Source organism: Streptomyces sp. NPDC002754, from assembly GCF_053592315.1.
Window position 1 is genome coordinate 1 of record NZ_JBSFVM010000018.1, and the last position, 21607, is coordinate 21607.

Sequence of the window (21607 nt, forward strand, 5' to 3'; positions counted from 1 at the left end):
CCCTGATCAGGATCGGCCGGTACGAGCCGACCAGCCAGGCCTGCTCGACCTGCGGCACCAAGGACGGGCCCAAGCCCCTCGACGTGCGGGAATGGGCCTGCCCTGCCTGCGGCGCGGTCCACGACCGGGGCGTCAACGCCGCGATCAACGTGAAGAAGACCGCCGGACTCGGCGGTGACAGCCTGCGGAGCGTAGGTAAGACCGGGACACCACGTCCGGCACCACGTGCAGAAACAGGAAGCCAAGGATTCCCGACCGAACCCTGTGCCGCGTAGCTGCACAGCAACGGAAGCGGAAGCCAGAATCCCCGCCCTTCAGGGCGGGGTTGCAGGTCAAGCTCCCGAACCATGGATTCCGCCGCCCTCTGCGGAGCTTCGCACCCCTCATATTCATCGAGCGTGATCGTCCCGGCGCTCAAGAAACTCCCCGTCCAGGAGGGCCCTGGTGCAGGCCTGACAGACAAACCGGTACGCCTCTCCGAGCCCGTCTCCTTCCGGGGCGAGAAGCGCAACCTGGACGCCGCCGACGGCCGAGCGGATCGCCCGCGCCCTCGCCACCGCCGCCGCACGCACCCCTGGCGAGGCGCCGCTCCCGGCCGCCGAGGCCGAATCGCTCGCTCTCGCCCTGGCCGCCACGCTGTTCGCCCTCGGCGGCCTCACCATGAACGACGTACAGGCAGCCCGTCTCGCCCAGCACACGCCCGCCTCTTCCCGCACGCCCGGATCACCGTCGACCAGCGCTGACCCGCGTACCAACCCCGGACACGAGAAACGGGTGGGCCCGAACCGTTCCGTCAGGAACAGTTCGGGCCCACCCGTATCAGGCTCGCCCCGGAGGGGTTACGCCTCCTTGCTCAGGTTCGGCCCGGCGGAGCCGCCCGCGGCCGCGTCCTCGATCGGCGGGGCGTCGGGCAGTGCCGCCTTCTCCTCGCCGCGGAAGGTGAAGGTCTTGTTCTCGCCCTCGCCCTCCGTGTCCACGACCACGATGTGGCCCGGGCGCAGCTCGCCGAAGAGGATCTTCTCCGACAGGCTGTCCTCGACCTCACGCTGGATCGTGCGACGCAGCGGACGCGCGCCGAGCACGGGGTCGTAGCCCTTCTTGGAGAGCAGTTCCTTGGCGGACTGCGAGAGCTCGATGCCCATGTCGCGGTCCTTGAGGCGCTCGTCCACCTTCGTGATCATCAGGTCGACGATCGTGAGGATGTCGTCCTGGCTGAGCTGCGGGAAGACGACGACGTCGTCGACACGGTTGAGGAACTCGGGGCGGAAGTGCTGCTTGAGCTCGTCCGACACCTTGTTCTTCATGCGCTCGTAGTTGGACTTCGAGTCACCCATGGCCGCGAAGCCGAGGTTGAAGCCCTTCGAGATGTCACGGGTTCCAAGGTTGGTCGTCATGATGATGACCGTGTTCTTGAAGTCCACGACGCGGCCCTGGGAGTCGGTCAGTCGACCGTCTTCCAGGATCTGCAGAAGGCTGTTGAAGATGTCCGGGTGGGCCTTCTCGACCTCGTCGAAAAGAACCACCGAGAACGGCTTGCGCCGCACCTTCTCGGTCAGCTGACCGCCCTCTTCGTAACCCACGTATCCGGGCGGGGAACCGAAGAGACGCGACACCGTGTGCTTCTCGCTGAACTCCGACATGTCGAGGGAGATCAGCGCCTCCTCGTCACCGAAGAGGAACTCGGCGAGCGCCTTGGAGAGCTCGGTCTTACCGACACCGGACGGGCCCGCGAAGATGAACGAACCACCGGGACGCTTCGGGTCCTTCAGACCGGCCCGCGTACGACGGATCGCCCGCGAGAGCGCCTTGACGGCGTCCTTCTGGCCGACCACCCGCTTGTGGAGCTCGTCCTCCATGCGCAGCAGACGCGAGGACTCCTCCTCGGTCAGCTTGAAGACCGGAATGCCGGTGGCGGTCGCGAGGACCTCGGCGATCAGATCGCCGTCGACCTCCGCGACGACATCCATGTCGCCGGCCTTCCATTCCTTCTCGCGCTTGGCCTTCGCGGCGAGCAGCTGCTTCTCCTTGTCGCGGAGAGAGGCCGCCTTCTCGAAGTCCTGGGAGTCGATGGCCGACTCCTTGTCGCGACGCACGCCCGCGATCTTCTCGTCGAACTCGCGGAGGTCCGGCGGCGCGGTCATCCGGCGGATGCGCATCCGGGAACCGGCCTCGTCGATCAGGTCGATCGCCTTGTCCGGCAGGAAGCGGTCCGAGATGTACCGGTCGGCCAGGGTCGCGGCCTGGACGAGGGCCTCGTCCGTGATGGAGACCCGGTGGTGGGCCTCGTAACGGTCACGCAGGCCCTTGAGGATCTCGATCGTGTGCGGCAGCGACGGCTCCGCGACCTGGATCGGCTGGAAGCGGCGCTCGAGGGCCGCGTCCTTCTCCAGGTGCTTGCGGTACTCGTCGAGCGTCGTCGCACCGATGGTCTGCAGCTCACCGCGGGCCAGCATGGGCTTCAGGATGGAAGCCGCGTCGATGGCGCCCTCGGCGGCACCCGCACCGACCAGCGTGTGCAGCTCGTCGATGAACAGGATGATGTCGCCGCGCGTGCGGATCTCCTTGAGCACCTTCTTGAGGCGCTCCTCGAAGTCACCGCGGTAGCGGGAGCCGGCGACCAGCGCGCCGAGGTCAAGCGTGTAGAGGTGCTTGTCCTTCAGCGTCTCGGGCACCTCGCCCTTGACGATCGCCTGGGCCAGGCCCTCGACGACCGCCGTCTTGCCGACGCCGGGCTCACCGATCAGGACCGGGTTGTTCTTGGTGCGGCGCGACAGAACCTGCATGACGCGCTCGATTTCCTTCTCGCGCCCGATGACCGGGTCGAGCTTGGTCTCGCGAGCGGCCTGCGTGAGGTTGCGGCCGAACTGGTCGAGCACCAGGGACGTCGAGGGCGTGCCCTCGGCAGGGCCGCCGCTTGCGCCGGCGGTCTCCTTGCCCTGGTAACCGGAGAGCAGCTGGATGACCTGCTGCCGCACCCGGTTGAGGTCTGCGCCCAGCTTGACCAGGACCTGGGCGGCGACGCCCTCGCCCTCACGGATCAGGCCGAGCAGGATGTGCTCCGTGCCGATGTAGTTGTGGCCCAGCTGAAGGGCCTCGCGGAGCGACAGCTCCAGGACCTTCTTGGCACGGGGAGTGAAGGGGATGTGGCCGGACGGAGCCTGCTGGCCCTGCCCGATGATCTCCTCCACCTGCTGGCGGACCGCCTCGAGCGAAATCCCGAGGCTCTCCAGGGCCTTAGCGGCGACACCCTCGCCCTCGTGGATCAAGCCCAGGAGGATGTGCTCGGTGCCGATGTAATTGTGGTTGAGCATCCGGGCTTCTTCCTGAGCCAGGACGACAACCCGCCGCGCGCGGTCGGTGAACCTCTCGAACATCGTTAATCGCTCCTCAGAGCGGTCAGGCAGTTAGGGGTCGGTCCCCTCCCTGTCCTTCCGCAGCTTAGTCCCGCAAGCGGGGACCGCTCATTCCATCTGCCGACACCCGTTCATGGTCTCCTGCCCCGAACGCCGACAACTGCTCCAACCCGATGGTGCGAGACGATGTTCCCGCAGGCCAGGCAGATACCCCCACCATCACTACGCCGATGGCGAACGCAGACTGCCCGTCCCGCACGTGTCGCCCCTCCCACTAGGGATGTCTTACCCGTAAGGACTGACACTCCATGCGGCGCGCCCCGGTTCCCTCCGCTACGGGCGAACACCTTTGCGCCGCCCAACGCTCTCGTGCGCCCCTTTTCCGAACACAGTAAGTATGCGCGCGACGACGATGCGTAACCCTGGAGCGTCGGTGGCTGTTGCTCCTGGCATGGTCACCACCACCGGCACGACCGTTCCCGCTCCCCGACTCCCGCTGACCGACACCGGACGCGATCCGGTCCGGCGCTGGTACGAGGACGAACTCGGCTGGGCGACTGCGGCAGGGCCCGACGGCGCACTGCTGCACACCGGGCTGCGCTTCGACGTCCTGGAGGTGCCGGCCGACGCCGGCTTCGCGATGCTGCGCAGACTCGATCCCCGGTCACCGGTGGCCGTGTGCGGGGAAACGATGCGGCTGCTGGTCGCCCCGGGCAGCGCGGACGAGCTGCCGGGGCTGCTCGACTGGCTGGAGTGGGGGGCGCTGCCCCTGGACCTCGTCGCGGTCGGGACGGGCGGTCTCATGGACGCGCCGACGCCTCCGGGGTGGCACGGCTCGCAGGAGGCCGCTGTGTGGGTGCGGCCCCCCGAGCCCGGCTGCGAGGTGGAACCGGTGCTACCGGCCCTGACGAGCCTGTCGGCCGTCTCGACCTGGTCGGTCGTGGGGGGCGGTGGGGGCGCCCCCGATCTCGTACGCCTCGTGGACACGGCGGCGACGCACTGCCACCGGGCCCGCCTGCGTCGCGGCGCGGCTGCGCCGGCGACCACGTCAACAAAGCGACCAAAGCGGCCGTCCCGTCAGCCGTTGGCCTTCTCGTAGGCCTCACGGATCGACTGGGGAACGCGGCCGCGGTCGTTGACCTCGTACCCGTTCTCCTTCGCCCACGCGCGGATCTGCGCGGTGTCCTGGTTGCCACCGCCGGACGTGGCGCGCGCCTTGCCCCGGCCGCTCGAACGGCCACCGGTGCGACGACCACCCTTGAGGTACGGCTCAAGGAGGCCACGGAGCTTGTCCGCATTGGCGGTGGTGAGGTCGATCTCGTACGACTTACCGTCGAGCGCGAACGTCACCGTCTCGTCCGCCTCGCCACCGTCGAGGTCATCGACAAGAAGGACCTGAACCTTCTGTGCCACCGGATTTCCTTTCATCGAAATCTGAAGGGCGGCCCCGCGACCATGGCCGCCGATTCGCCGTCCCCTTGTTATATGCAGTACTGCAGTACGTCGGAAAGCAAACCGCTTTTGCCCGAAAAACACAAACCCCTGGCTGAGATCCGGGAGAGATCTCGGAGTTGAACACTGCCCGCGCGGCCCAAAAACATGCGCGATTCGGACATAGGGAACCGTTGCAAGCACGCATGCCGGAATAGCACCCGGCGGCGATCACAGATGCAGAAGCATCCGGCTGTTGCCCAAGGTGTTCGGTTTCACTCGTTCGAGACCCAGGAACTCTGCTACGCCCTCGTCATAGGAACGCAGCAGCTCACTGTAGACATCGGTGTCGACCGTATCGACGGGTGTCTCGCCGATCTCCACGAACGCGTGCTTGGCGAAGAACTCGACTTCGAAGGTGAGGCAGAAAACCCGCCGAACACCGATCCAGCGCGCGGTCTGAAGAAGCTTCTCGAGCAGCAGATGCCCCACGCCGGACCCCTTGACCTGCGGATCCACCGCGAGCGTGCGGACTTCCGCGAGGTCTTCCCACATGATGTGCAGCGCGCCGCAGCCGACGACCGCTGCGTTGTCGTCGCGTTCCGCGACCCAGAACTCCTGGATGTCCTCGTAAAGCGTCACGGTGGCTTTGTCGAGCAGGATCCCCTGTCGGCTGTACGCGTCGAGCAGGCGGCGCACCTCCGGCACATCGGCCGTCCTCGCCCTGCGTACGGTGACTGCTTTACGGGTCGATTCGACGGTTGACCCGACTTCGGGGAGCTCTGCTGGCATGTCCGGACGCTATCGCCCGGCTCCGTCGTCCGCTTCCTCGGGGGCCGAGGGGACTTCGGCCGGCAGTTCGGGCGACACGATCCGCATGGCATCCCTGAGTGCCTCGCGCTGCCCCGCCGACATCATCCCGAAGAACGCGACGAGGGCGGCGGCCGGGTTGTCACTCTGCGCCCAGGCCTCGTTCATCAGCGCCGCCGAGTACGCGGCCCGGGTGGAGACCGCCTCATATCGATAGGCCCGGCCTTCCGCTTCGCGGCGTACCCAGCCCTTCTGATGGAGATTGTCCAATACGGTCATGACGGTCGTGTAGGCGATGGACCGTTCCTGTTGGAGGTCCTCCAGGACTTCCCTCACGGTGACCGGGCGGTTCCACTTCCACACCCGCGTCATCACTGCGTCTTCGAGTTCTCCCAAGGGGCGCGGCACGAGAAGCACAATAGTGGGAGAAGTCGGTAATTCAACGTGGGACGTGGCGATGATCGCCGAGCAATGACAAAAGGGGCGCCCGGCGGGCGCCCCTCACTGCGGTTTCCGTACCGGTCGCGTCCGCGCTCAGGCGGTCGCGTCCCGCTGCGCGCCGCCGCCCTGCCGGGCGGACTCGGCGCGCGCGATGGCGGCGTCGACGGCCGCGTCCTCCTTGGCCTTCTTGTCGCCGCCCTGCGACTTCACGATGGTCACGATCAGACCGACGAAGAACGCGGCCATCACGACCGGGGGCACGAGCGCGGAGACGTAGTCCATGCCCCCAGAGTAGCTACCCGACGGCCAGTCGTTGCGACGGGGCCGGGGGTTGGGCGGGGCGGCGCTTCGGTGGGAAGACCTCGGCCGGGGTGGGGACCGGGCGCGGCGGGGCCTCGGGGGCCGGCCTCGCGGGCTTGCCGCCGTCCGCCTCCGAGAGGCCGCCGGGCAGGGCGAGCAGGTGGGTGCGAGAGGCCGGGACGCGGGGGCGGTACAGCGCGTCGAACTTGTCGCGTACGCCCTGTTCCGCCAGGTCGCGGCAGCGGGCGAGGAGGGCCACCGCGCCGGGGTTCGCGGGCAGCGCGCGCAGCGCCGTGAGGTCGTCGGCGCCGGGCCTGTGGCCCGCCGCCAGGGCCTCCTTGAGGAGGCTCAGATAGCCGGGGGCGGAGCCGGGCAGGGCGGCCCGGTAGCGGTCGAGGTCGGAGCGGAGGAAGGACCGCATGCGGATGCCTTCCTTGGCCGCTTCGTCGACCGACTCCGCGAGTCGCAGACAGGACCGGACGTCCTCGTCCGAGACGGGGCTGGGGTGGAGGGCGAGGGCGAGGGCGCGTCGGAGCACACGCAGCTCTTCTGCACCGAACGCCATGCCGCCGCGGTTTCCGTAGGGCGTGGGCATGAAATGACGATACGTCCCATTACGGACAAATCGGGTTAATCGGCAATTCCCGGGCGCGCCCTGACCTTCGTAACCGATTCAGAGCCGAGAAACGTTCCGCTCGTACACGAGCCGCAGCCCGATCAGCGTCAGCCACGGCTCGTGCTCGTCGATCACGGTGGCCTCGCCGAGGACCATCGGCGCGAGCCCGCCCGTCGCGATGACGGTCACGTCGTCCGGGTCGTCCGCGAGCTCCTTCGCCATCCGGTTCACGACCCCGTCGACCTGGCCCGCGAAGCCGTACACGATGCCCGCCTGCATGGCCTCGACCGTGTTCTTGCCGATGACGCTGCGCGGCCTGGCCAGCTCGATCTTGCGCAGCTGGGCGCCGCGCATGCCGAGCGCCTCGACGGAGATCTCGATGCCGGGCGCGATCACGCCGCCCGCGTACTCGCCACGCGCGGACACCGCGTCGAAGGTCGTGGCCGTGCCGAAGTCCACGACGATCGCCGGGCCGCCGTACATCTCGACGGCCGCGACCGCGTTGATGATCCGGTCGGCGCCGACCTCCTTGGGGTTGTCCATGAGGATCGGCACGCCGGTCTTGATGCCGGGTTCGACCAGGACGGCGGGTACGTCGCCGTAGTAGCGGCGGGTGACCTCGCGCAGCTCGTGCAGGACCGAGGGGACGGTCGAGCAGATGGCGATGCCGTCGATGCCGTCGCCCAGTTGGTCGCCGAGCAGCGGGTGCATGCCCATCAGGCCCTTGAGCAGGACGGCGAGTTCGTCGGCCGTCCTGCGCGCGTCCGTGGAGATGCGCCAGTGCTCGATGATCTCCTCGCCGTCGAAGAGCCCGAGGACGGTGTGGGTGTTGCCGACGTCGATGGTGAGCAGCATCAGGCGTCCGCTCCAGAAGACAAGGCGCGAAGCGCTTCCTCAGAAGGGTGGTGGCGGGAGACGGGCGGGCACAGGTCGAGGCCGATGTCGAGGATCGGTGAGGAGTGGGTGAGCGCACCCACGGCGAGGTAGTCGACGCCCGTCTTCGCGTACGTAGCGGCGTTTTCCAGGGTGAGGCGGCCGGAGGACTCCAGGAGCGCGCGGCCGTCGGTGATCGCCACCGCCTCCTCCGTCTCACCCGGCGTGAAGTTGTCCAGGAGGATCAGGTCGGCGCCCGCGTCGAGCACCTCGCGCAGCTGGTGCAGGGTGTCGACCTCGACCTCGATCGGCAGGCCGGGGAAGCGCTCGCGCACGGCCTGGAAGGCCTGCGCCACACCACCGGCAGCGACCACGTGGTTGTCCTTGACCAGGGCCGCGTCCGACAGGGACATGCGGTGGTTGACGCCGCCGCCCATGCGGACCGCGTACTTCTCCAGGGAGCGCAGGCCGGGCGTCGTCTTGCGGGTGTCGCGGACCTTCGCCTTCGTGCCGTCCAGCACGTCCGCCCACGCGCGCGTGGCGGTCGCGATGCCGGAGAGGCGGCACATGATGTTGAGCGCGGTGCGCTCGGCGGTGAGCAGGTCGCGGGTGCGGGTGGTGACCGACAGGAGCTTCTGGCCCGCCTCGATCCGGTCGCCGTCCTCCGCGTGCCGCTCGACCTCGAACTCGTCGGCGGCCACTACGGAGATGACCGCTTCGGCGACGCGCAGGCCCGCCACGACGCCCGCCTCGCGGGCCGTGAAGTCGGCAGTGGCGACGGCCTCTTCGGGGATCGTGGCGACGGTCGTGACGTCCACGCCGCCGTCCAGGTCCTCGGTGATCGCCATGTGGGCGATGTCCTCGATCTCGACCGGGTGCAGGCCCGCGTCGAGCAGCAGCTGGGCGAGCGACGGGTCGAGGCCGCACTCCATGACGTCGGAGGCGTTCTCGTCGCTGCCCTGCGCACAGCCGCAGCTGTCGCCGCAGCCGCCGCTGTCGGCGAGGGGGAGGTCGGGGGTGGCGCTCACGTCGGTCACTGCTCCTGAGGGTTCTTGGCCGTTGCCGGGAAGTCTGCTGTGGGTGTGGTGTACGTGGCCAGAGTCCGGTCCGGATTCAGGCGTACGACGATGTGGCTGCGCCACGAGGCATCGTCGCGGTCCGGGTGGTCCTCGCGCCAGTGGCAACCGCGGGTCTCCTCGCGGCGGCGGGCGGCGGCGACCAGGACGCGGGCCACGCACAGGAGGTTGGTGGCCTCCCAGGTGTCGACGCCGGGCTCGGCCGTCTTGCCGTTCTCCGTAAGGGAGTTGACCGCTTCGGCGTGGATGCGGCCGAGCCGGGCGGCGGCCTCCGCGAGTGAGTCACCGGAGCGCAGGACGCCCGCGCCCGCCGTCATCACGCGCTGGATGGCGAAGCGGGCCTCCGGGGGCAGCAGCGGGTGCGTCGGGGTCGGCGGGTGCTCCACGGGGGCGGGCACGCGCGCGTGGAGGCCGCTTCCCGCGTGCTGCCGCTCGATGTCGTCCGCGATGCGCTCCGCGTAGACGAGGCCTTCCAGAAGGGAGTTGGAGGCCAGCCGGTTCGCCCCGTGGACGCCCGTGCAGGCCGCCTCCCCGCACGCGTACAGGCCCGGCACGGTGGTGCGGCCGTACAGGTCGGTGCGGACGCCTCCGGAGGCGTAGTGCGCGGCGGGGGCGATCGGGATCGGCTCGGTCACCGGGTCGATGCCGTGGGCGCGGCAGGCCGCGAGGATCGTGGGGAACCGGTGCTCCCACATGTCGGCACCGAAGTGCCGCCCGTCGAGGTACATGTGCTCGACGCCCTGCTCCAGCATGCGGCGCGTGATGCCCTTGGCGACGATGTCGCGGGGCGCCAGTTCGGCGAGTTCGTGCTGCCCCACCATGAAGCGCACGCCGTCCGCGTCCACGAGGTGGGCGCCTTCGCCGCGTACGGCTTCGGAGACGAGCGGCTGCTGGCCCTCGGCGTCCGCGCCCAGGAACAGCACGGTCGGGTGGAACTGGACGAATTCCAGGTCGCTGACCTCGGCGCCCGCGCGCAGGGCGAGGGCCACGCCGTCACCCGTGGACACGTGCGGGTTCGTGGTCGCCGAGAAGACCTGGCCCATGCCGCCGGTCGCGAGGACGACGGCGGGGGCCAGGACCGCGCCGACGCCATCGTGCTGGCCCTCTCCCATGACGTGCAGGGAGACGCCGGCCGTGCGGCCCTCGGTGTCCGTCAACAGGTCCAGTACCAGGGCGTTCTCGACGGTTTCCACGCCACGCGCGCGTACGGCTTCCACCAGTGCGCGGGAGATCTCCGCTCCGGTCGCGTCGCCGCCCGCGTGCGCGATGCGGCGCCGGTGGTGGCCGCCCTCGCGGGTCAGTTCCAGGTCGCCCTCCGCGGACTCGTCGAAGTGCGCGCCGGTCTCGATCAGCCGGCGGACGGCGTCGGGTCCCTCGGTGACGAGGGTGCGCACGGCCGCCTCGTCGCACAGCCCGACACCGGCGACCAGGGTGTCGTCCAGGTGCTGCTCGGGGGTGTCGCCCTCACCGAGCGCCGCGGCCACGCCGCCCTGCGCCCAGCGCGTGGAGCCTTCGTCGAGGCTGGCCTTGGTGACGACGACGGTGCGCAGGCCCGCGGCCTGGCAGCGCAGCGCCGCGGTCAGGCCCGCGACTCCGGAGCCGACGACCACGACGTCCGCTGCGACGTTCCAGCCGGGGGTGGGGGCGTGGAGCCTTATACCGGTGCTGCTCACTGGTGTCCTCCAAAGGTCAGCGGCAGGTTGTCGATGAGGCGGGTGGCGCCCACGCGCGCGGCGACCGCGAGCACGGCCTCGCCCTCGAAGCCGTCGGTCACGTCGGTGAAGTCGCGCGGGTCGACAAGAGCCACGTAGTCGAGCTCGATCGGCGGCTGGAGGCGCTTGGCCTCGTCGAGGATCAGGCGGGCCGCCGCGAGCACGGCCGAGGGGGAGCCCGGGAACGCCGTGGCGACGGCGTGCGAGTCGGCGGCGGCGCGGGCCTCGCCAATCCTTCCGAGCGCCTTGGCCCGCGCGCGCGGGGTCGGGCTCTCGGCGGCACGCGCGCGCAGGGCCTCCTGCGCCGCATGCCGGTCGCGGCCGGTGAACAGGGCGTCGGAGAGGGCAAGCGCGGTGCGGCGCTCGGCCGGGGACAGGTAGCGGTTGCGGGAGGAGAGCGCGAGCCCGTCGTCCTCGCGGACCGTGGGTACGGCGACGATCTCCACGTCGAAGTTCAGATCGCGCGCCATGCGGCGCACCAGGGCGAGCTGCTGCGCGTCCTTCTGGCCGAAGAGGGTCACGTCCGCGCGCGTGAGGTGCAGCAGCTTGGCGACCACGGTGAGCATGCCGTCGAAGTGGCCGGGGCGTGAGGCGCCTTCGAGGCGCTCTCCCATGGGGCCCGCCGTGATGCGGACCTCGGGCTGCCCGCCGGGGTAGACCTCGTCGACGGACGGCGCGAACACGGCGTCCGCGCCCGCCTGTTCGGCGATCTTCACGTCCGCTTCCAGGGTGCGCGGATAGCGGTCGAGGTCCTCGCCCGCGCCGAACTGCAGCGGGTTCACGAAGACGGTGACGACCACTTCGCCGTCCGTACCCGCGCGGGCCCTGGCCGCGCGGATCAAGGTCGCGTGGCCCTCGTGCAGGGCGCCCATCGTCATGACCACGACGCGGCGGCCGGTACGCGTGCGTGCCCGCATGTCGGCGCCCTTGTGGACAAGCCGCGTGTGCGACGTCTGCGCAGGGCTCGTCTCCGTAGAGCTCGTCGGCGTCTCACTCATCTTCGTAGGGCTCGTCTTCGTAGGGCTCGCTTTTACGGAGTCCGTGGGGCTGCTCATCGGGTCTCCTCCGCACCGGTCGCGAGGACGCCCAGCAGGTCCTCCGCGAGCTCCGGCTTCAACAGGCCGTGCGCGAGCGCGCGGTCGGCGGTCGCACGGGCCATCGCGAGATAGCCGGCGACGGTCTGCGGCGCGTGCTTGCGCAGCTCCGCGATGTGGGCGGCGACGGTGCCCGCGTCGCCGCGCGCCACCGGGCCCGTGAGGGCCGCGTCGCCCGACCTGAGCGCGTTGTCGAGCGCCGCGCCGAGCAGCGGGCCCAGCATCCGGTCGGGGGCGCCCACGCCCGCCTCACGGAGCAGTTCCATGGACTCCGCGATCAGGGTGACCAGGTGGTTTGCGCCGAGCGCGAGGGCCGCGTGGTAGAGCGCGCGGTTCTCCTCGGCGATCCACTCGGGTTCGCCGCCCATCTCGATGACCAGGGCCTCCGCGGCGAGCCGCAGCTCCTCGGGCGCGGTGACACCGAACGAGCAGCCCGCCAGGCGCTGGACGTCGACGGCGGTGCCGGTGAACGTCATCGCGGGGTGCAGCGCGAGCGGCAGTCCACCCGCGCGCAGCGCCGGTTCGAGGACCTTCGCGCCGTACCGTCCCGACGTGTGCACGAGCAGCTGGCCAGGCCGTACGGCGCCGGTTTCGGCGAACCCCTCGACCAGGCCCGGCAGGACGTCGTCGGGGACGGTGAGGAGCACCAGGTCGGCCTTGGCGAGGACCTCGGCGGGCGGCACCAGGGGCACGTCGGGCAGCAGCGCGGCCGCCCGCCGCACGGAGGCGTCGGAGACTCCGGAGACGGCGACGGGTCGGTGCCCGGCCAGTTGCAGGGACGCGGCGAGCGCGGGACCGACACGGCCCGCGCCGACGACGCCTACGGTGAGGCGGGCGGGGCGGTCCCTGGGGTCCATGGGTTCGGATCGTGGGTTCGGAGGGGGTGTTGTCACGAGGCGATGGCCTTCCGTTCCAGTCCGCTCGGGGTACCGGACGATTTCTCGTCATGTTAACGCTATCTGTCCGCGTGGGTCCCGGTCGTCCACAGGCTGTGGGCAAGCGCACGCGGGTGCGCCATGATCGACAGATGAACGGAACCGCCGAGAACACTGCCACCCCCGAGAAGACGCAGGCCGAACGGCTGCTCGCGGCCCTGCGGGGAGCGCGACGCACACTGGCCCATGGCCCGACCTGGGCCACGCTCGGCGAGCGGTGGGAGAGCCTGTCCGGCGCCGCGGCGGCGGTGGCCGACCTGTCCGTGGACGTCGACATCTACGGGGACGGCATCGTGGCCGACCTGGAGACGAAGGTCGCCGCGCTGCTCGGCAAGGAGGCGGCCGCGTTCTTCCCCACCGGCACGATGGCCCAGCAGGTCGCGCTGCGCTGCTGGGCGGGCCGCACCGGCAACTCCACGGTGGCCCTGCACCCGCTGGCGCACCCGGAGGTCCACGAGCGGGAGGCGCTGACCACGGTGGCAGGGCTGCGCACCGTGCACCCCACGAAGGCGGCGCGGCAGATCGGCGCCGATGACGTGCACGACCTGGCCGAGCCGTTCGGGACGCTGATGCTCGAACTGCCGCTCAGGGACGCGGGATTCGTGCTGCCCACGTGGGAGGAGCTGGCAGAGGTCTGCGAGGCGGCACGCGCGCGTGACGCCGTGATCCACTTCGACGGGGCCCGCCTGTGGGAGACCACGGCGCACTTCGGGCGCCCGCTGGACGAGATCGCGGAGCTCGCGGACAGCGTCTACGTGTCGTTCTACAAGTCGCTCGGCGGCCTCAGTGGCGCGGTGCTCGCGGGCCCGGAGTCGTTCATCGGCGAGGCGAGGGCCTGGCGGCACCGCTACGGCGGCCTGGTCTTCCAGCAGTTCCCGCAGGCGATCTCGGCGCTGGCGGGTCTTGAGCGGGAGTTGCCGCGGCTCCCCGAATACGTGGCGCACGCGCGCATGGTCGCGCAGGCACTGCGGGAGGGTTTCGCCAAGGCCGGTGTCACCGGGGCGCGGGTGTCCCCCGAGGTGCCGCACACGCACCAGTTCAAGGTCTGGCTGCCCTACGACGCCGAGGCACTCACGGAGGCCGGGATCGCGCAGGTGGAGGAGACCCGGACGGCGCTGTTCGCGCGCTGGTCGGACGAGGGCGCGGTGCCGGGGCTCGCGGCCACGGAGGTCACGGTCGCCGCGGCGGGCCTGGAGTGGAGCCGGGACGACGTCCACGCGGCCGTCGCGGACTTCGTGGGGCGGCTCTCTTCGTAGCGGCGCGGATCCCCCCGCAGGGGCGACCGGCTCAGCAACCGGCCGGGTGGCCGCGGCGACCGGAGAGCCGTCGGGCCAGCGCCGCCCGGATCCGGCCGCGGGCCGGGCGGCCTGCCACGACCGCGTTGAACCGGCGGTAGTCGCGCAGCTCCCGGAAGGCGGCCACGTCGTGCCGGCCGGGCGCCGGTGGGGCCGCGTCGCCGCGCTGGGCGGCGCGGTAGAGGTCGATGGCGTACTGCTGGGTGATGCTCACGTCAAACACCTCGCCCTTCATCTCAATTGTCGCGCCGTGACCGGAAATCAGCCTGTTTGCTGCCGTTCGGGGCCGATGAGTACGAGATTGCGCCCGGCGCCGCCGCGCGGTCACGTCGATTGACGGGAGCCGTCAATCGAGGGACCGACTGTCAGTGGCGGCGTGCACCATGGGGTCATGAGCGTGCGCATCGACATCACGGGCTTGACACCTGAGCGGATCAGCGTGGTGCCCTCGCCCCTGGCCGAGCTCGGCGAGGCGCTGCACGCGCTGGCGGAGCCCGCGCACCATCCGGGGCTGCAGGGGTGGGTGACGAGTGTGTCCGCGCGCCTGGACGCATGCCTCGCGGATCGGCTCTGCGAGGCGGACTTCCTGTGGCGGACGACGTTCTCGGACGTCTTCATGCCGTTCGCCGGGATACCGGGGCGGCGCACGCTGCCGGGGGCCACGCTCGCCGAGGACCTCGACCTGCTGGACAAGCTGTCCGACGAGCAATTCGTCGAAGCCGCCCTGGAGTTCACCTGCCAGCAGTCCTACGGCGCCCCGGACTACGGCCGCCTGGCGGACCCGCGCACCCGTGAGCGCGCCCTCGACCTCGCGGCCGCACGCGGGACGCACCAAGTGCGGTTCACCCAGCGCCTCCTGGACGACCCGCCGGCCATGCGCGCCTGGTTCCGCGAGCTGATGGAGGACTGCGACGAGGCGTTCTTCGCGGACGCGTGGCCGCGCCTTCAGCACCAACTGGCGGCGGACGCCCGTCACAAGAAGGAGCTGTTGCGCCGCAAGGGGATGCGGGCAGGACTCACGTCCGTGTCCGCCGCCGTCTCGATGGACGAGGAGGGGCGCACCGTCTCCGTCGACAAGGTCGTGGAGGGCCGTACGGTGACGGCCCAGGGTGGCCTCGTCCTGGTGCCGACGAGCCTCGGCTGGCCGCACCTGCTGGTGCTGCACCGGCACGACTGGCAGCCGGTGATCCACTACCCCGTGGCCTCGCCCGGTCTCGCCTCACCGCCCTCCGTGGAACTGCTGACGCGACGCATGGCGGCCCTCGCCCACCCGGTCCGTATCCGCCTGTGCCGGCACCTGGCCCGCGGTTCGTACACGACGAGCGAGCTGGTCGACGCGCACGGGATGACGGCGCCGGAGATATCCCGGCACCTGTCGGTCCTGAAGAAGGCCGGCCTGATCACCACGCGGCGGCAAGGCCGCTACGTACAGCACCAGTTGGACCTGAGCGTCGTCTCGCGCCTCGGTGGGGACTTCATCGAGGGAGTCCTCCGCTGACCGCCCCCGGGCCTCAGGCCCCCGCGCCGCCCGCCCGGACGAGCCCCGTCTCGTAGGCGAGGACGACGACCTGGACCCGGTCGCGCAGGTCGAGCTTCGTAAGGATGCGGCCCACATGGGTCTTCACCGTGGCCTCGGACAGCACCAGGCGCGCGGCGATCTCGCCGTTCGAGTGCCCCTGGGCGACCAGGATCATGACCTCGCGCTCGCGCTCGGTGAGCCGCTCCAGCCGCTTGTGCTGCGGCTGGTCGGGGCTGCTCGGCAGCATCGGGGCGAACCGGTCGAGCAGCCGCCGGGTCGTGGACGGGGCGACCACCGCGTCGCCGCTGTGCACGGAGCGGATCGCGGTGAGCAGCTCGCCCGGCGGCACGTCCTTGAGCATGAAGCCGGAGGCCCCCGCCCTGAGCCCCGAGAACGCGTACTCGTCGAGGTCGAAGGTGGTCAGGATGAGGACCTTGGGCGGGTCGTCCTCGGCGCAGATCCGCCGCGTCGTCTCGACCCCGTCGAGCTTCGGCATGCGGACGTCCATGAGGACCACGTCCACCGAGGCCGAGCGCAGCACCTCCAGCGCCTCGACGCCGTCGCCCGCCTCGGCGACGACCTCCATGTCCGGCTGTGCGGCAAGCACCATCCGGAAGCCGGTGCGCAGCAGCACCTGGTCGTCGACGAGCATGACCTTGATCGACATCGGGCGGTCCTCACTTGTACCTACGGACTTGTACCAGTCAGTGGACCAGTACGTGTCGGTGGACTTGTACGTGTCAATGGGCGGGCTTGAGAGGCAGCAGCACGCTGATACGGAAGCCACCGCCGGGCCGCGGTCCCGCGTCCAGCGTGCCGCCGACCATACCGACGCGCTCACGCATACCGATAAGGCCGTGGCCGCGGCCGTCCGCGCCCCCGTCCTCGTACAGCTCGTGCGGGGCGCCCTTGCCGTCGTCCTCGACGAGCAGGCCGAGGCCGTCGTCGAAGTAGACCAGGCGGACACTCGCGCCCGCGTTCGGACCGGCGTGCTTACGGGTGTTGGTGAGCGCTTCCTGGACGATGCGGTACGCGGTCAGCTCGACGCCGCTGGGCAGCGGGCGCGGGGTGCCCTCCACCCTGAAGTCGACCGGGAGGCCCGCCGTGCGCACCTCGTCGACGAGCTCCTCTATCTGCTCGACGTCGGGCTGCGGAACGTACTCGCCGGCCTCCTCGTGCTCGCCGGTGCGCAGTACGCCGAGCAGCCTGCGCATCTCCGCGAGGGCCTGCCTGCCGGTGCCCGAGATGGTCTCCAGGGCCTTCTTGGCCTGGTCGGGCGCCTGGTCGAGGACGTACGCGGCGCCGTCGGCCTGCACCACCATCACCGACACGTTGTGCGCGACGACGTCGTGCAACTCGCGGGCGATACGCGCCCGTTCGGCCGCCACCGCGACCTTCGACTGCGCCTCGCGCTCCTTCTCCAGGCGGTTGGCGCGCTCCTCCAGCTGTGCCAGATACGCGCGCCTGGTGCGCAGCGAGTCGCCGAGCACCCAGGCGAGGGCGAACGGCACCATCTGGAAGACCGTGACGAGGATCTGGCCCGTGGTGCCTATCTCGCCGCCGGTGGGCCAGCGGAGCAGGGAGAGCGGCGCCGCGAGCAGTCCGCCGATCAGACCGGAGCGGGACGCCCAGCGCGGGCCGCTCACCGCGCAGGTGTAGATGACGACCAGCATCGCGAAGTCCGAGGGATTGACCCTGACGTCGAACACCAGCTGGCCGAGGCCCGTGGCCACCGCGAGCAGCAGCATCTTCTCCGGCATCCGACGGCGCAGCGCGACCACCAGGCACATCAGGACGGCGCAGACGATCAGCGCCACCTCGTTCCCGTGGCCGTCACCGCCCGCTCCGTTCGCCCCGACCACGGACATGCCGAAAAGAATCACGGCCCAGAAGCCGTCGACCCAGGTCGGGTGTCCGCGGATGAAGTCGTAGACGCGCTGCACGTAACCCAGCGTAGGGAAGCGTGCAGCGTGCAGGGGTCAACCGGAGGGTCGATCCGGACCCGGCGCGTGTACTCCTGAAGGTGGAGGGACCCCTCGGCGCGTGCGCCCGGCGCACATAGCCTTCAGGTGTGGAGAACGGACAACAGGAGGCACCGCGCGGATGGCGCGCGGCCACCGAAGAGGCGCTGTACGGACCGGCCGGCTTCTACCGGAAACCCGAGGGTCCAGCCGGGCATTTCCGCACGTCAGTGCATGCGTCGCCGCTGTTCGCCGAAGCCGTCGCCGAGCTGTTGTGCCGGGTGGACGCGGCCCTCGGCGAGCCCGCCGAATTGGCGTTCGTCGACATGGCGGCGGGTCGCGGCGAGCTGGTTTCGCGCGTCCTCCAGGTGCTGCCGGGAAAAGTGGCGCCACGCGTGCGTGCCTACGCGGCGGAGAAGGCGGAACCTCCCGCCGGACTCGACCACCGGATCGAGTGGCGGTCGGTGCCGCCCACCGGTGTCACCGGGCTCCTCTTCGCGAACGAGTGGCTCGACAACGTGCCCCTGGAGGTCGTCGAGGCGGACACGGACGGCACGGCCCGGCTGGTCCTCGTACGCGAGGACGGCACGGAGACGCTCGACAGCGGGCCCCTCGACGAGACCTCCGCGGACTGGCTGCGCCACTGGTGGCCGCTGCCGCCCGAGCCGGGCCTGCGCGCCGAGGTGGGGCGGCCCCGCGACGAGGCCTGGGCGGCCGCTGTACGCACTCTGGAGCGCGGCCTGGCGGTGGCGGTGGACTACGCGCACACGCGGGCCTCCCGGCCGCCCTTCGGCACGCTCACCGGCTTCCGCGAGGGCCGGGAGACCAGGCCCGTGCCCGACGGCTCCTGCGACATCACGGCGCACGTGGCACTGGACGCGTGCGCGACCGCGCCGGGCGCCCGTCTCCGCACGCAGCGCGCCGCCCTGGAGGCCCTCGGCGTCAGCGCGGGCCGCCCGCCGCTGGCCCTCGCCTCCCAGGACCCGGCGGCGTACGTCCGGGCGCTCGCGGGCGCCGGAGAGGCCGCGGAGCTGACCGCGCGGGGCGGGCTCGGCGACTTCGGCTGGCTGGTCGAACCGGTGGGCCTGCCGGTGGACGGCCTAGTTGTCGATACCGGCCTACTTGTCGATGTCCCCGACCACGAAGAACAGTGACCCGAGGATCGCCACCATGTCGGCGACAAGCGTCCCCGGAAGCAGCTCGGTCAGCGCCTGGATGTTGTTGTACGAGGCGGAGCGCAGCTTGAGCCGGTACGGCGTCTTCTCGCCCTTGGAGACGAGGTAGTAGCCGTTGATGCCGAGCGGGTTCTCCGTCCACGCGTACGTGTGGCCCTCGGGCGCCTTGAGGACCTTCGGGAGGCGCTGGTTGACCGGGCCCTGCGGGAGTTCCGCGATCCGGTCGAGGCAGGCGTCGGCGAGGTCGAGCGCGTTGTGCGCCTGCTCCAGGAGGCACTCGAACCGGGCCAGGCAGTCGCCTTCTTGTCGCGTGACGACCTTCAGGGTGTCCTGCAGCTCTCCGTAGGCGAGGTACGGCTCGTCCCGCCTGAGGTCGAAGTCGACGCCGGAGCCGCGGGCGATCGGGCCGCTGACTCCGTAGGCGTGCGCGGCCTCGGCGGAGAGCACGCCCACCCCGCGCGTGCGGCCCCGGAAGATCTCGTTGCCGAGGACGAGGTTGTCGTAGACGTCCATGCGGGAGCGCACGCTCGCGACGGCCGCCCGCGCGCGGGTGGTCCAGCCGAGCGGCAGGTCCTCCTTGAGGCCGCCGACGCGGTTGAACATGTAGTGCATGCGCCCGCCGGAGACCTCCTCCATGACGTTCTGGAGTTCCTCGCGCTCACGGAAGGCGTGGAAGACGGGTGTGATTCCGCCCAGTTCGAGCGGGTACGAACCCAGGAACATCAGATGGTTGAGCACCCGGTTCAGCTCGGCGAGCAACGTCCGCAGCCACACGGCGCGCTCCGGTACCTCCATGCCGAGCATCCGCTCGACGGCGAGCACGACACCCAGCTCGTTCGAGAACGCGGACAGCCAGTCGTGGCGGTTGGCGAGCATCACGATCTGCCGGTAGTCGCGCGCTTCGAAGAGCTTCTCCGCACCGCGGTGCATGTAGCCGATGACCGGCTCCGCCTGCTGGATCCGCTCGCCGTCGAGCACGAGACGCAGGCGCAGCACACCATGGGTGGAAGGGTGCTGCGGACCGATGTTGAGCACCATGTCGGTGCTCTCCGCGGCACCACCGATGCCGACCGTGGCCTGAGTCGTGGGCGTCATGGACACAGTCTCTCGTACGTAGGGTGGCCGCATGAAGACAGGGCCGACAGGGGCGGCGGGCTCGACAGGGCCGACGAGCACCACAGGGCCGGAGTGGACCGGGCTGCCCGCCGGGCTGCTGAAACTGCGCCGCCTGCTGTTGCTCATGTGGCTGGTGCCGCTGGCGGTGGCACTCGTGGTGCTGCTCGCCATGTTCGTGGGCCCCGGATGGGCGGCGTTCGGCGTGCTCCCCCTCGTGGTCCTGGTGTGGGGCTGGGTGATGCTCGGCCGCAACTGGCGCTCGTGGCGGTACGCGGAGCGGGCCGACGACCTGCTGATCACCCGCGGCGTCCTGTGGCACGAGGAGACGATCGTGCCGTACGGGCGGATGCAGCTCGTCGAGGTGACATCCGGCCCGCTGGAGCGGAAGTTCGGCCTGGCCAGCCTGCAACTGCACACCGCCGCCGCGGCCACCGACGCGACGATCCCCGGTCTCGCGCCCGCTGAGGCCGAACGCCTTCGCGACCGCCTCACCGAACTCGGCGAGGCCCGATCGGCGGGCCTGTGACGCCCTCCCGCGTCCCCGACGGCGCCCCGGCCCAGGAGCCCGCTCAGGGCGTGCGAGAGCGGCGCCTGCACCCCGTCACGCCGCTGCGCCGCGCGTGGGCGCCCATCGCGATCCTGCTCGGCTGGGCCGTCCACGACATGGACCAGGCGCAGCGCCAGCTGGCCCACCTCTCCACCGTCGTGCTGCTGATCGGCATCGGAGTACTGATTCCTGCGGCCGCCCTGTACGGATTCCTCACCTGGTGGTTCACGCACTTCGCGGTGACCGACACCGAACTGCGCATCCGTACGGGCCTGTTGTTCCGCCGCACCGCCCACATCCGGCTCGACCGCCTCCAGGCGGTGGATGTCACGCAGCCGCTTCTCGCCCGCTTCGTGGGCGTGGCCAAGCTGAAACTCGACGTAGTAGGGGCCGACAAGAAGGACGAGCTCGCCTTCTTGGGAGAGCGCGAGGCCGGAAACCTGCGTGCCGAACTCCTCGCCCGGGCCGCCGGATTCGCGCCCGACTCGGCGCAGGACGTGGGCGAGGCGCCGGCGCGGCCGATCCTGCACACGCCCCCGCGGATGCTCGCGGTGGCGCTGCTCCTGACGGGCACTCCCTGGGCGATGCTGCTCGCCGCGGTCGCTGTCCCGACGCTCCTGTGGTTCGCCACCCACAACCTGTGGACAGTGATCGCGGTCGCGGTGCCGCTGGTCGGCGGGGCCTTCACCAACAGCGCGGGCCGGTTCATCAAGGAGTACGACTGGACGGTCAGCGAGTCACAGGACGGGCTGCGCATCGACCACGGGCTGCTCGACCGTGTGCACGAGACGGTGCCGCCGGGGCGGGTGCAGACCGTACGGATCGTCGAGCCGCTGCTGTGGCGACGCCGCGGCTGGGTCCGCGTCGAGCTGCACGTCGCCGGGTCGTCGAACACCGCGCTCGTCCCCGTGGCACCGCGCGAGGATGCCGAGGACGTCGTCGCGCGGATCCTGCCGGGGGTCTCGGTGCCGAAGCCGGACGACTTCGCGGGGGCGCCGCGGCGCGGCCGCTGGTGCGTGCCCGTGTGGTGGCGGAGCTACGGAGTGACGGTCACCGAAACGGTGTTCGCCGCGCGCCACGGACTGCTGCAGCGCTGCCTCTCGCTCGTCCCGCACGCCAAGGTGCAGAGCGTGCGCCTCACTCAGGGGCCCTGGGAGCGGTACTGGCGCGTCGCCGACCTGCACCTCGACACCGGCGCCAACAAGACGGTGACAGCCCGCCTGAGGGACGTGGACGAGGCGTCCGAGCTCCTGCGGGCCCAGGCGGACCGCTCCCGCACGGGGCGCCGCGACGCGCGTCCTGACCGGTGGATGGCGGGGGCGTGATCCCGGGAATGGCTGAGGGGCGAGGCGG

Annotated in this window: 22 protein-coding genes; 7 read left to right on the plus strand and 15 right to left on the minus strand. The window is 70.8% G+C overall.

The window, feature by feature from the left end; translation table 11 throughout:
• Positions 1-275 (plus strand): zinc ribbon domain-containing protein (locus tag ACWD2L_RS28040; RefSeq protein WP_351343036.1); only part of this gene is annotated, 275 nt, incomplete at its 5' end.
• A 564-nt stretch (positions 276-839) separates the two neighbouring features.
• Here ACWD2L_RS28040 and ACWD2L_RS28045 read toward each other — a convergent pair.
• Positions 840-3374 (minus strand): ATP-dependent Clp protease ATP-binding subunit, encoded by a 2535-nt coding sequence (locus ACWD2L_RS28045; RefSeq protein ID WP_351343038.1) that lies wholly within the window; start codon positions 3372-3374, stop codon positions 840-842.
• Positions 3375-3804: 430 nt separating this feature from the next.
• On the opposite strand from ACWD2L_RS28045, the gene ACWD2L_RS28050 reads away from it, so the two are divergent.
• Entirely contained in the window at positions 3805-4452 is a 648-nt protein-coding gene (locus tag ACWD2L_RS28050) for an SCO3374 family protein (RefSeq protein ID WP_351343072.1), read from the plus strand.
• Here ACWD2L_RS28050 and ACWD2L_RS28055 read toward each other — a convergent pair.
• The 10 genes from ACWD2L_RS28055 to ACWD2L_RS28100 all read right to left on the minus strand — a co-directional run bounded on the left by ACWD2L_RS28055 (position 4431) and on the right by ACWD2L_RS28100 (position 12563).
• The gene (locus ACWD2L_RS28055; protein WP_266711306.1) at positions 4431-4766 is read right to left on the minus strand and encodes a histone-like nucleoid-structuring protein Lsr2; all 336 of its coding nucleotides are present in this window, start codon (positions 4764-4766) and stop codon (positions 4431-4433) included. The genes ACWD2L_RS28050 and ACWD2L_RS28055 overlap by 22 nt on opposite strands.
• Before the next feature lie 249 nt (positions 4767-5015).
• Positions 5016-5576: an amino-acid N-acetyltransferase gene (locus tag ACWD2L_RS28060; protein ID WP_351343040.1), complete on the minus strand. Its 561-nt coding sequence runs from the start codon at positions 5574-5576 to the stop codon at positions 5016-5018.
• Between the two features lie 9 nt (positions 5577-5585).
• Positions 5586-6002 carry a BlaI/MecI/CopY family transcriptional regulator gene (locus tag ACWD2L_RS28065; RefSeq protein ID WP_351343042.1) on the minus strand — a complete coding sequence of 139 codons (417 nt, stop codon included), beginning with the start codon at positions 6000-6002 and terminating at the stop codon, positions 5586-5588.
• A gap of 126 nt (positions 6003-6128) precedes the next feature.
• The gene (locus ACWD2L_RS28070) at positions 6129-6317 is read right to left on the minus strand and encodes a hypothetical protein (RefSeq protein WP_351343044.1); all 189 of its coding nucleotides are present in this window, start codon (positions 6315-6317) and stop codon (positions 6129-6131) included.
• Positions 6318-6330: 13 nt separating this feature from the next.
• Positions 6331-6930: a hypothetical protein gene (locus tag ACWD2L_RS28075; protein WP_351343046.1), complete on the minus strand. Its 600-nt coding sequence runs from the start codon at positions 6928-6930 to the stop codon at positions 6331-6333.
• A gap of 78 nt (positions 6931-7008) precedes the next feature.
• Positions 7009-7806, minus strand: a complete 798-nt coding sequence (locus tag ACWD2L_RS28080; protein WP_351343048.1) for a type III pantothenate kinase — start codon at positions 7804-7806, stop codon at positions 7009-7011.
• A complete protein-coding gene (gene nadC / locus ACWD2L_RS28085; protein WP_351343049.1) occupies positions 7806-8861 on the minus strand; it encodes a carboxylating nicotinate-nucleotide diphosphorylase in 1056 nt (351 codons plus the stop codon). The genes ACWD2L_RS28080 and nadC overlap by 1 nt, the downstream gene beginning before the upstream one ends.
• Positions 8858-10573: an L-aspartate oxidase gene (locus ACWD2L_RS28090; protein WP_351343051.1), complete on the minus strand. Its 1716-nt coding sequence runs from the start codon at positions 10571-10573 to the stop codon at positions 8858-8860. The genes nadC and ACWD2L_RS28090 overlap by 4 nt, the downstream gene beginning before the upstream one ends.
• Positions 10570-11529 (minus strand): pantoate--beta-alanine ligase, encoded by a 960-nt coding sequence (gene panC, locus ACWD2L_RS28095; protein WP_351343074.1) that lies wholly within the window; start codon positions 11527-11529, stop codon positions 10570-10572. The genes ACWD2L_RS28090 and panC overlap by 4 nt, the downstream gene beginning before the upstream one ends.
• A gap of 134 nt (positions 11530-11663) precedes the next feature.
• The gene (locus ACWD2L_RS28100; RefSeq protein ID WP_351343053.1) at positions 11664-12563 is read right to left on the minus strand and encodes a Rossmann-like and DUF2520 domain-containing protein; all 900 of its coding nucleotides are present in this window, start codon (positions 12561-12563) and stop codon (positions 11664-11666) included.
• Between the two features lie 170 nt (positions 12564-12733).
• On the opposite strand from ACWD2L_RS28100, the gene ACWD2L_RS28105 reads away from it, so the two are divergent.
• A complete protein-coding gene (locus tag ACWD2L_RS28105) occupies positions 12734-13897 on the plus strand; it encodes a threonine aldolase family protein (RefSeq protein ID WP_351343055.1) in 1164 nt (387 codons plus the stop codon).
• A 31-nt stretch (positions 13898-13928) separates the two neighbouring features.
• Here the strand turns inward: ACWD2L_RS28105 and ACWD2L_RS28110 are convergent, their stop codons facing one another.
• Entirely contained in the window at positions 13929-14150 is a 222-nt protein-coding gene (locus tag ACWD2L_RS28110) for a hypothetical protein (protein ID WP_351343057.1), read from the minus strand.
• A 177-nt stretch (positions 14151-14327) separates the two neighbouring features.
• Between ACWD2L_RS28110 and ACWD2L_RS28115 the strand changes: the two genes are divergently transcribed.
• Entirely contained in the window at positions 14328-15434 is a 1107-nt protein-coding gene (locus ACWD2L_RS28115) for a DUF5937 family protein (RefSeq protein ID WP_351343059.1), read from the plus strand.
• A gap of 13 nt (positions 15435-15447) precedes the next feature.
• On the opposite strand, the gene ACWD2L_RS28120 is transcribed toward ACWD2L_RS28115, so the two are convergent.
• Together ACWD2L_RS28120 and ACWD2L_RS28125 are read right to left on the minus strand one after the other, a co-directional pair.
• Positions 15448-16122: a response regulator transcription factor gene (locus tag ACWD2L_RS28120; RefSeq protein WP_351343060.1), complete on the minus strand. Its 675-nt coding sequence runs from the start codon at positions 16120-16122 to the stop codon at positions 15448-15450.
• A gap of 73 nt (positions 16123-16195) precedes the next feature.
• A complete protein-coding gene (locus ACWD2L_RS28125) occupies positions 16196-17398 on the minus strand; it encodes a sensor histidine kinase (RefSeq protein WP_351343062.1) in 1203 nt (400 codons plus the stop codon).
• 128 nt (positions 17399-17526) lie between these two features.
• Between ACWD2L_RS28125 and ACWD2L_RS28130 the strand changes: the two genes are divergently transcribed.
• Positions 17527-18570, plus strand: a complete 1044-nt coding sequence (locus tag ACWD2L_RS28130; RefSeq protein ID WP_351343064.1) for an SAM-dependent methyltransferase — start codon at positions 17527-17529, stop codon at positions 18568-18570.
• On the opposite strand, the gene ACWD2L_RS28135 is transcribed toward ACWD2L_RS28130, so the two are convergent.
• Positions 18535-19686 (minus strand): NADH-quinone oxidoreductase subunit D, encoded by a 1152-nt coding sequence (locus ACWD2L_RS28135; protein ID WP_351343066.1) that lies wholly within the window; start codon positions 19684-19686, stop codon positions 18535-18537. The genes ACWD2L_RS28130 and ACWD2L_RS28135 overlap by 36 nt on opposite strands.
• Before the next feature lie 31 nt (positions 19687-19717).
• On the opposite strand from ACWD2L_RS28135, the gene ACWD2L_RS28140 reads away from it, so the two are divergent.
• Together ACWD2L_RS28140 and ACWD2L_RS28145 are read left to right on the plus strand one after the other, a co-directional pair.
• Complete coding sequence (locus tag ACWD2L_RS28140; RefSeq protein WP_351343068.1) at positions 19718-20233, plus strand: PH domain-containing protein; 516 nt, start codon at positions 19718-19720, stop codon at positions 20231-20233.
• Positions 20230-21579, plus strand: a complete 1350-nt coding sequence (locus ACWD2L_RS28145) for a PH domain-containing protein (RefSeq protein WP_351343070.1) — start codon at positions 20230-20232, stop codon at positions 21577-21579. The genes ACWD2L_RS28140 and ACWD2L_RS28145 overlap by 4 nt, the downstream gene beginning before the upstream one ends.
• Positions 21580-21607 lie beyond the last annotated feature (28 nt).

Excerpts from the sequence above, each read along its gene's own strand:
- ACWD2L_RS28140 (WP_351343068.1), top strand. The coding sequence starts at position 19,718 with ATGAAGACAGGGCCGACAGGGGCGGCGGGCTCGACAGGGCCGACGAGC.
- ACWD2L_RS28080 (WP_351343048.1), bottom strand. The coding sequence starts at position 7,806 with ATGCTGCTCACCATCGACGTCGGCAACACCCACACCGTCCTCGGGCTC.
- panC (WP_351343074.1), bottom strand. The coding sequence starts at position 11,529 with ATGCGGGCACGCACGCGTACCGGCCGCCGCGTCGTGGTCATGACGATG.
- ACWD2L_RS28120 (WP_351343060.1), bottom strand. The coding sequence starts at position 16,122 with ATGTCGATCAAGGTCATGCTCGTCGACGACCAGGTGCTGCTGCGCACC.
- ACWD2L_RS28060 (WP_351343040.1), bottom strand. The coding sequence starts at position 5,576 with ATGCCAGCAGAGCTCCCCGAAGTCGGGTCAACCGTCGAATCGACCCGT.
- ACWD2L_RS28070 (WP_351343044.1), bottom strand. The coding sequence starts at position 6,317 with ATGGACTACGTCTCCGCGCTCGTGCCCCCGGTCGTGATGGCCGCGTTC.
- ACWD2L_RS28135 (WP_351343066.1), bottom strand. The coding sequence starts at position 19,686 with ATGACGCCCACGACTCAGGCCACGGTCGGCATCGGTGGTGCCGCGGAG.
- ACWD2L_RS28100 (WP_351343053.1), bottom strand. The coding sequence starts at position 12,563 with ATGGACCCCAGGGACCGCCCCGCCCGCCTCACCGTAGGCGTCGTCGGC.
- ACWD2L_RS28115 (WP_351343059.1), top strand. The coding sequence starts at position 14,328 with ATGAGCGTGCGCATCGACATCACGGGCTTGACACCTGAGCGGATCAGC.
- ACWD2L_RS28075 (WP_351343046.1), bottom strand. The coding sequence starts at position 6,930 with ATGCCCACGCCCTACGGAAACCGCGGCGGCATGGCGTTCGGTGCAGAA.
- ACWD2L_RS28045 (WP_351343038.1), bottom strand. The coding sequence starts at position 3,374 with ATGTTCGAGAGGTTCACCGACCGCGCGCGGCGGGTTGTCGTCCTGGCT.
- ACWD2L_RS28105 (WP_351343055.1), top strand. The coding sequence starts at position 12,734 with ATGAACGGAACCGCCGAGAACACTGCCACCCCCGAGAAGACGCAGGCC.
- ACWD2L_RS28050 (WP_351343072.1), top strand. The coding sequence starts at position 3,805 with ATGGTCACCACCACCGGCACGACCGTTCCCGCTCCCCGACTCCCGCTG.